Here is an 8399-nt window from a genome sequence, read left to right on the forward strand (position 1 = left end):
GTTTCACCGTTTGGTAATGTCACTGTATGAATTTCTACATCTACAATTTTGCCATTATAAATAACTGTTCGATCAATTGTTTTTTCATTTAAATCCATTATAATCACGTTCCTTTAAATTCATATTATATATTGATACACTATGCTTGTTAGCTAAAGTGTATCGAAAGGAGAACAGACATGCAAAAAAATATATTAAAAAGTGGTATTGCATTATCTGAATTAGGTCTAGGTTGCATGAGTTTAGGTACAGATTTAAAAAAAGCCGAACAAATTATAGATTGTGCTGTTGAAAATGGTATCACTTATTTTGATACAGCAGACATGTACGATAAAGGTATAAATGAATCAGTTGTTGGTAAGGCACTTCTTAAATATCAACAACGCGATGATATTTTCATTGGTACAAAAGTAGGCAATCGTTTAACAAAAGATGGCAGTACAACATGGGATCCGAGTAAATCCTATATTAAAGAGGCAGTTAAAGGTTCACTAAAGCGTTTAGGTATCGATCATATCGATTTATATCAACTTCATGGCGGAACCATTGATGACCCATTAGACGAAACAATAAGCGCATTTGATGAATTGAAACAAGAAGGAATTATACGTGCTTACGGTATTTCTTCTATTCGCCCAAATGTAATTGATTATTATTTAAAACATAGTCAAATCGAAACGATAATGTCTCAATTCAATTTGATTGATAATCGTCCAGAATCATTATTAGATGCAATTCACAACAATGATGTTAAAGTATTGGCAAGAGGACCTGTGTCTAAAGGATTATTAACTTCAAACAGTGTTAATGTGCTCGACAATAAATTTAAAGATGGTATTTTTGATTATTCTCATGATGAATTGGGTGAAACAATAGCCTCTATTAAAGAAATTGAAAGTAATTTATCTGCATTGACATTTAGTTATTTAACATCACATGACGTGCTTGGTTCCATCATTGTAGGTGCAAGTAGCGTCGACCAATTAAAAGAAAATATTGAAAACTATCATACTAAAGTTGGTTTAGATCAGATTAAAACAGCAAGAGCTCGTGTAAAGGATTTGGAATATACCAATCATTTAGTGTAGAAGTCATTTTCAGTAATAAAAACAGCAGCATGAGGCGTTTCATTATAAAAATGCCTTACTGCTGTTGTTTATGTACAATTCGCTATAATTTATGATTATGATTACTCACTTATGATAGAAATTAAAGCGTTGTCCTCACGCATCAGTATTTAGTAATTTCGCCTTGCGGCATTGCCTTAAGCAAACTTCTGCCACTTCATCTCTTAATAATTTTATTAAAACATCTTTCTATATTTCACTTCGCATGTTGATTCATCATTATTAGTTATTATTTGTACACCCAGCACATTTCCTTGCAACACAAGTAGTTTGAATTTTTCACAAGTATAATATAATGTACCGTCTGAAATTTGGTCTACAGAAATATCGCCTAAAATATCCAGCACTGTAAATTCTTCAAATACTGATAGTTGTTCCGCATATCGTACACAAAGTCTTACCACACTCTCCGATTGACAGTTCATTGCCATCCCACCTATTTATGCTTTATTTTTAAATAATTTAGGGAAACATCGTTCAAAAAATCTAGGCGCAATTTGATACATTTTCAACGCATGATGCATCCATTTAGGCCGATTAATTTCCAATTGTTTTGTTTTAATGCCATAAATGATATCTTCTGCAAGCTGATTAGCATCAAGCATAATTTCCCCCATCTTTTTAGCATACTTCATTGATGGGTCGGCTTTTTGATGAAAAGGTGTATCAATCGGGCCAACATTAACTGTCATGATATGTAAGTTTGGTGACTCTAGTCTTAAAGCATTCATTAATGCATAAAACCCTGCTTTCGATGCCCCATAATGTGCAGCATTTGCTTGTGTGGAAAATGCAGCTTGACTTGAAATACCTACAATATGTGCGTTAGATGTTAAATATGGTCTCAACACAGTATATAAAACATTAAAACTAATTAAATTAAGCTGATACGTTTCAATCATTTCTGAAAAACTATGGTCTGAAATAGATTTGAAATAACCTAAACCTGCACTATAAATGAATCCATCGAATGATGTATTGTCTTCAAATTGCAGTGCCTGTATCGACTTCAAATCATTTAAGTCACAAGGAATAACATTTATAGTTTTCCCCAATTCTTGTTCAAAGATTCTAGTTGCTTTATCAACATCACGCACCAACAACGTTACATGCACTTTATTTTCTAGTAACTTTCGGACAATCGATAAACCTAAACCACTCGTACCACCAGTCACTATAAAATGTTGTCCTTTCATCAATTAACCTTCCTTTTCAATTATATAGAATGCAATTTATCAACTTTACATAATTGAGACAAGTTGATTATCTTTCCTAATATATATACAATAATAAGAAAATATAACATACAAATCAAAAACTAAAGGGATGTGACGTTAATGAAACTCGTATTTTATGGAGCTGGTAATATGGCACAAGCTATATTTACAGGAATTATTAACTCAAGCAACTTAGATGCCAATGATATATATTTAACAAATAAATCTAATGAACAAGCTTTAAAAGCATTCGCTGAAAAACTAGGTGTTAACTATAGTTATGATGATGCGACATTATTAAAAGATGCAGATTATGTTTTTTTAGGTACCAAACCGCATGACTTTGATGCTCTAGCAACACGCATCAAACCACATATCACAAAAGACAATTGCTTCATTTCAATTATGGCAGGTATTCCGATTGATTATATTAAACAACAATTAGAATGCCAAAATCCAGTTGCTAGAATTATGCCAAACACAAATGCGCAAGTTGGACACTCAGTTACTGGCATTAGTTTTTCAAACAACTTTGACCCTAAATCTAAAGATGAAATTAACGATTTAGTTAAAGCATTTGGTTCTGTAATTGAAGTATCAGAGGATCATTTACATCAAGTAACAGCTATCACCGGAAGCGGCCCAGCATTTTTATATCATGTATTCGAGCAATACGTTAAAGCTGGTACGAAACTTGGTCTAGAAAAAGAACAAGTTGAAGAATCTATACGCAACCTTATTATAGGTACAAGTAAGATGATTGAACGTTCAGATTTGAGCATGGCTCAATTAAGAAAAAATATTACCTCTAAAGGTGGTACGACACAAGCTGGCCTTGATACATTGTCACAATATGATTTAGTATCTATTTTCGAAGATTGTCTAAATGCTGCCGTCGACCGTAGTATTGAACTTTCTAATGTAGAAGACCAATAAAAACAAACCCGCCAACACATGTATGCATCATCACATACATAGTTGGACGGGTTATTTTTATAAATTATTACTATTTGGCAAGCATTGTTTATTACTTTGTCATTAGACTTTAAAACTATCAAAATCTTTTACAAAATTAAAATTAGGTGTATCTTCATTTTGTATCAATGTTTGATAAATTTCATTTATATCTTCTGTATTATAGCGATTGCTCAAATGTGTAATCAACGTACGTTTAACATTGGCTTCTTTTATCAATGCAAATACGTCTTCAATATGGCTATGATGATAATTGTTGGCTAAATGCTTTTCACCATCTATATAGGTCGCTTCATGTACCATCACATCAGCATCTCTAGAAATCACACGTTCATTAGAACATGGTTTTGTATCACCAAAAATTGCTACAACTGGACCCTGTTTGGACTCACCTCTAAAATCTTTTGATTGATAAACTTGACCATTATGTTCAAATGTATCATGAGATTTTACTTCTTGATATTTAGGACCTGGTTCAAGACCAATGTTTTTTAACGCTTCAACATTGATTGTACCTGTAGTTTCAGGTGCCATTACTCTATATCCATATGATGGAATACCATGATTAAGTAAATGCGCCTCTACAGTAAAACCATCATGATGATATGTCAGATGATCATCGATTTCAATATATGTAATTGGATAGTTTAAATGTGACTCTGATAAATTCATAGACATTTCCACATATGCTTTAATTCCTTTTGGTCCAACCAATGTAAGCGGCTTCTGTTCACCGCCCTGAAAAGAACGACTAGAAAGTAATCCTGGCAAACCAAAAATATGATCGCCATGCATATGAGTAATAAATATATGTGTCACTTTTCCTAATTTGATTGCATGATGTAAAATTTGGTGCTGTGTACCTTCACCAACGTCGAAAAGCCATATGGAATTGGAATATGGTTCTAAATTTAAGGCGATTGCTTGTGTATTTCTCTCTTTTGTAGGCAAACCTGCACTCGTTCCAAAAAATGTAACTTCCATATATGCCCCTCCTTTTCTTCAATTCATTTTATCATAAAATTTGTATCAATTTAGTTTTAATTTATACTTGAATCAAAATCTGTTAAAAATTCGTCTTTGCTAGTTAATTTTTCTAACTTTAACGTAGACATAACTATATAAATTTTGACAATTACGTTATACTTATCATTAATAAGTATCACATTAAACATGATACATGAATCGATATTTCATTTAAGACACTGCATACTGTCGAGCATATTGAATGACCTGCTGAATGGATTATCTTATAATAATAAATCATATATCTAATTAAGAATTGAGGTTTTAATCTTGAGTACTAAAAACAAACACATCCCTTGTTTAATCACAATCTTTGGTGCAACTGGTGACTTAAGCCATCGTAAGTTGTTTCCATCAATATTCCATCTCTACCAACAAGACAATTTAGATGAACATATTGCCATCATCGGTATTGGACGTCGTGACATTACTAATGATGATTTCCGTAATCAAGTAAAATCATCAATTCAAAAGCACGTAAAAGATACAAACAAAATTGACGCGTTTATGGAACATGTCTTCTATCATAGACATGATGTTAGTAATGAAGAAAGCTATCAAGAATTACTAGATTTTAGTAATGAATTAGATAGCCAATTTGAATTAAAAGGTAATCGACTATTCTATTTAGCAATGGCACCACAATTCTTTGGCGTTATTTCTGATTATCTAAAATCTTCTGGTCTTACTGATACAAAAGGATTTAAACGCCTTGTTATCGAAAAACCATTCGGTAGTGATTTAAAATCAGCCGAAGCATTAAACAATCAAATTCGTAAATCATTTAAAGAAGAAGAAATTTATCGTATTGACCACTATTTAGGAAAAGACATGGTTCAAAATATCGAGGTATTACGTTTTGCGAATGCGATGTTTGAACCATTATGGAATAACAAATATATTTCAAACATCCAAGTTACATCTTCTGAAATACTAGGTGTTGAAGATCGTGGTGGTTATTATGAATCAAGTGGCGCGCTAAAAGATATGGTGCAAAACCACATGTTACAAATGGTTGCATTATTAGCTATGGAAGCACCTATTAGTTTAAACAGTGAAGATATCCGTGCTGAGAAAGTAAAAGTACTTAAATCACTGCGTCATTTCCAATCTGAAGATGTTAAAAAGAACTTTGTTCGTGGTCAATATGGCGAAGGCTATATCGATGGTAAACAAGTTAAAGCATACCGTGATGAAGATCGCGTTGCAGATGACTCTAACACACCTACCTTTGTTTCAGGTAAATTAACAATTGATAACTTTAGATGGGCTGGTGTACCATTCTATATTCGTACTGGTAAACGTATGAAATCTAAAACAATTCAAGTTGTCGTTGAATTTAAAGAAGTACCAATGAACTTATACTATGAAACTGATAAACTATTAGATTCAAACCTATTAGTAATCAATATCCAACCTAATGAAGGTGTATCTTTACATCTAAATGCTAAGAAAAATACACAAGGTATCGAAACTGAACCTGTTCAATTGTCTTATTCAATGAGCGCTCAAGATAAAATGAATACTGTAGATGCATATGAAAATCTATTATTCGATTGTCTTAAAGGTGATGCCACTAACTTCACGCACTGGGAAGAATTAAAATCAACATGGAAATTTGTTGATGCAATTCAAGATGAATGGAATATGGTTGATCCAGAATTCCCTAACTATGAATCAGGTACTAATGGTCCATTAGAAAGTGATTTACTACTTGCTCGTGATGGTAACCATTGGTGGGACGATATTCAATAATTGAATTAAAACGCACATGTTAAACAAAAATAAATGAGCGAATGACAAGGATTGATTACGAATCAAGTAAATCAATTGTTCTATCATTCGCTTTTTTTCTAGACTATATTATGAAATTATATTTTACAATGCCCAAAACTATTTTAATAATCATTGAACAAATGGGTGTATAATTTATAGAAATAATGTAGAATAAAAATAAATGATTGAATTAATTGGAGTGAAAGTTTTGGACGTTATCAAGCAAATACAACAGGCAATTGTTTATATTGAAGATCGTTTATTAGAGCCTTTCAATTTGCAAGAATTAAGTGATTACGTTGGTCTTTCGCCATACCATCTTGATCAATCATTTAAAATGATTGTCGGCTTATCTCCAGAAGCTTATGCACGCGCGCGTAAAATGACACTCGCTGCAAATGATGTGATTAATGGTGCTACACGACTTGTAGATATCGCTAAAAAATATCACTATGCAAATTCAAATGATTTTGCAAATGATTTTAGTGATTTTCACGGCGTATCACCTATTCAAGCTTCTACTAAAAAAGATGAATTACAAATTCAAGAGCGATTATATATCAAATTATCAACTACTGAGAGAACACCCTATCCATACAGATTAGAAGAGACAGATGATATTTCATTGGTTGGATATGCACGATTTATAGACACTAAGTATTTGTCACATCCTTTTAATGTTCCGGATTTTTTAGAAGACTTGCTCATTGATGGTAAAATTAAAGAGTTACGACGATATAATGACGTTAGTCCATTTGAACTATTTGTTATTAGTTGTCCTCTTGAAAATGGTTTAGAAATATTTGTAGGTGTACCAAGTGAACGTTATCCTGCACACTTAGAAAGCCGATTTTTACCTGGCAAACATTGTGCGAAATTCAATTTACAAGGTGAAATTGATTATGCAACTAATGAAGCTTGGTACTATATTGAATCAAGTTTGCAGTTAACATTGCCATATGAACGAAATGATTTATATGTTGAAGTGTACCCTCTCGATATTTCATTTAATGACCCATTCACTAAAATTCAGCTTTGGATTCCTGTTAAACAGAGTCCTTATGACGAAGATTAAAAATTAAAAACAAAGAAGCCCCCTAATATATCTATAGGTCTACAAATGGCCTTAGATTCTATTAGGGGGCATATTAATATGTTAATTTAGTTCGATAACACATGCTTCATATGGACGTAACTGTTTTAAATTAACTTTGGCATCATAATTAAATAGCTTTACTTCTCCATGGCTTAAATCAAATGGTACAGTTAATTCTGCTTCGTGGTTAGTAAGATTACCTACAATAAGAACTTGCTTTTCATTTAATGTTCTCGTGTACGCAAAAACTTGTGAATTTTCAGCATCTACTAAATCAAATTGACCATATACGTATACATCATTAGACTTTCTTAATTGAATTAAATCTTTATAAAATTGTAATACTGAATGCTCATCTTCTAATTGTTGTGCAACATTGATAGTTTTATAATTCGGATTCACTGGGAACCACGGTTCACCATTTGTAAATCCTCCATTTAACGTATCATCCCATTGCATTGGTGTGCGAGAATTATCTCGGTTCTCATCTTTATATTTCGCAAGTAAAGCGTCTACATCTCCACCTTGAGCTTTCACTATTTGATAGTCATTTTTTACAGCAACATCGTTAAACGTTTCAATACTTTCAAATGGATAATTCGTCATACCAATTTCTTGACCTTGATAAATGAATGGCGTACCTTGTTGCAAGAAATAAACAGCTGCATGACTTGTTGCTGATTCATACCAATACTTGTCATCGTCACCCCACGTCGATACACGTCGTGGTTGGTCGTGATTTTCAATAAACAACGCATTCCAACCTTTATTTTCAAGTTGTTTTTGCCATCTATTTAATACAGATTTATACGAATTTACATCAAAGTGAGAATCACCACTATTCCACAGTCCCAAATGTTCAAATTGGAATATCATATTAAATTTACCATTTTCTTCCCCGACCCAGTCATCAGCATCATCAGGGCTTACACCATTCGCTTCACCGACAGTCATAATGTCATACTTACTTAATGAGCGATCTTTCATCTCTTGTAACCAAGTTTGTATACCTGGCTGATTCATATCTACATCAAATGCTGGGGCATATGTTTTACCCTCAGGTACAGGTAAGTCACCCGCTTCAAACGTCTTCTTAATATGCGTAATTGCATCTACTCTAAATCCATCAATGCCTTTATCAAACCACCAGTTCATCATTTCAAATACAGCATCTCTAACTTC

8 protein-coding genes and 1 pseudogene are annotated in these 8399 nt (G+C 32.8%); 4 read left to right on the forward strand and 5 right to left on the reverse strand.

Going from position 1 to position 8399, the window contains the following annotated elements; genetic code table 11:
• Positions 1-98, reverse strand: a pseudogene (locus IDG60_RS00895) (ADP-ribose pyrophosphatase); the annotation flags it as partial.
• 81 nt (positions 99-179) lie between these two features.
• Here IDG60_RS00895 and IDG60_RS00900 point away from each other — a divergent pair.
• Positions 180-1088 (forward strand): aldo/keto reductase, encoded by a 909-nt coding sequence (locus IDG60_RS00900; protein ID WP_001171335.1) that lies wholly within the window; start codon positions 180-182, stop codon positions 1086-1088.
• Positions 1089-1303: 215 nt separating this feature from the next.
• On the opposite strand, the gene IDG60_RS00905 is transcribed toward IDG60_RS00900, so the two are convergent.
• Both IDG60_RS00905 and IDG60_RS00910 read right to left on the reverse strand, forming a co-directional pair.
• Positions 1304-1552 (reverse strand): hypothetical protein, encoded by a 249-nt coding sequence (locus tag IDG60_RS00905; RefSeq protein ID WP_000995800.1) that lies wholly within the window; start codon positions 1550-1552, stop codon positions 1304-1306.
• A 15-nt stretch (positions 1553-1567) separates the two neighbouring features.
• Entirely contained in the window at positions 1568-2323 is a 756-nt protein-coding gene (locus IDG60_RS00910) for an SDR family NAD(P)-dependent oxidoreductase (RefSeq protein WP_000678232.1), read from the reverse strand.
• A gap of 141 nt (positions 2324-2464) precedes the next feature.
• Between IDG60_RS00910 and proC the strand changes: the two genes are divergently transcribed.
• The gene (proC, locus tag IDG60_RS00915) at positions 2465-3280 is read left to right on the forward strand and encodes a pyrroline-5-carboxylate reductase (protein WP_000779749.1); all 816 of its coding nucleotides are present in this window, start codon (positions 2465-2467) and stop codon (positions 3278-3280) included.
• A gap of 102 nt (positions 3281-3382) precedes the next feature.
• On the opposite strand, the gene rnz is transcribed toward proC, so the two are convergent.
• A complete protein-coding gene (gene rnz, locus IDG60_RS00920; RefSeq protein ID WP_000454065.1) occupies positions 3383-4303 on the reverse strand; it encodes a ribonuclease Z in 921 nt (306 codons plus the stop codon).
• A gap of 312 nt (positions 4304-4615) precedes the next feature.
• Here rnz and zwf point away from each other — a divergent pair, with 312 nt between their 5' ends.
• Positions 4616-6100 (forward strand): glucose-6-phosphate dehydrogenase, encoded by a 1485-nt coding sequence (gene zwf / locus IDG60_RS00925; protein ID WP_000105070.1) that lies wholly within the window; start codon positions 4616-4618, stop codon positions 6098-6100.
• Between the two features lie 229 nt (positions 6101-6329).
• Complete coding sequence (locus IDG60_RS00930) at positions 6330-7196, forward strand: AraC family transcriptional regulator (protein ID WP_000382586.1); 867 nt, start codon at positions 6330-6332, stop codon at positions 7194-7196.
• An 81-nt stretch (positions 7197-7277) separates the two neighbouring features.
• Here IDG60_RS00930 and IDG60_RS00935 read toward each other — a convergent pair.
• On the reverse strand, positions 7278-8399 hold a 1122-nt coding region (locus IDG60_RS00935), incomplete at its 5' end, for an alpha-amylase family glycosyl hydrolase (RefSeq protein ID WP_206160381.1).

This window comes from Staphylococcus sp. EG-SA-2 (genome assembly GCF_017152085.1).

What these genes read in the sequence shown, in the direction of transcription:
- IDG60_RS00900 (WP_001171335.1), top strand. Translation starts at nt 180, where the DNA reads ATGCAAAAAAATATATTAAAAAGTGGTATTGCATTATCTGAATTAGGT.
- IDG60_RS00910 (WP_000678232.1), bottom strand. Translation starts at nt 2,323, where the DNA reads ATGAAAGGACAACATTTTATAGTGACTGGTGGTACGAGTGGTTTAGGT.
- proC (WP_000779749.1), top strand. Translation starts at nt 2,465, where the DNA reads ATGAAACTCGTATTTTATGGAGCTGGTAATATGGCACAAGCTATATTT.
- IDG60_RS00905 (WP_000995800.1), bottom strand. Translation starts at nt 1,552, where the DNA reads ATGAACTGTCAATCGGAGAGTGTGGTAAGACTTTGTGTACGATATGCG.
- rnz (WP_000454065.1), bottom strand. Translation starts at nt 4,303, where the DNA reads ATGGAAGTTACATTTTTTGGAACGAGTGCAGGTTTGCCTACAAAAGAG.